This is a genomic window from Modestobacter versicolor, assembly GCF_041028285.1.
Classification (GTDB): domain Bacteria; phylum Actinomycetota; class Actinomycetes; order Mycobacteriales; family Geodermatophilaceae; genus Modestobacter; species Modestobacter versicolor_A.
The window spans coordinates 1-517 of record NZ_JABGDB010000062.1 but is presented as its reverse complement, the minus strand read 5'-3'; the positions used below and the strand labels follow the sequence as shown (position 1 = coordinate 517).

Below are 517 nucleotides of genomic sequence, written 5' to 3'. Positions count from 1 at the left end.
CTTTCCGCCATTGGTCAAGCCTCTTACACATTGTGTACATGTGGCACTTAACAAAGATTTTGCGAGTGAGCCAGCCAATATAAAAAACTAAAGCGAGTAGAGCATAAAACCAGAATGCAACCATGATAAAACCCCGTAAAAAGGGGGCCATAACTAGCGCCCCTTGACTTACACACACTTACTAAGGATTACCAACCGTAGGAAACACCCACACCCACGGAAGCCCCACCGAAAGTACCAGCGCTAACCGCTGCTTTGGTGATTACGTGCTCATTGATTCGAGCACTAAAGCCCACTGCTAAGGCTTGCTGTCCGTCATAAGTACCAGCGCCAGCACCTACGCTAAAGGTTTGACTATCTGTTACTTGTGGGATGTTCGCCATAGCCGCCACACCCGCTACACCTACGCTAGCGCGTTTGCGGTTCTGGTCTACATCGTCTTTCAGTTTCTTAAACTGGCTGTTAGTCTGAGTTTCCAGCGTGTTAAGGCGCTGCTCATGGTTTGCAATGGTTGCAC

General features: G+C 48.7%; 1 protein-coding gene. It reads right to left on the bottom strand.

Annotated elements, in window-relative coordinates; translation table 11 throughout:
• Positions 1-188: 188 nt before the first annotated feature.
• On the bottom strand, positions 189-517 hold a 329-nt coding region (locus tag HL054_RS22265; protein WP_369141313.1), incomplete at its 5' end, for a YadA C-terminal domain-containing protein.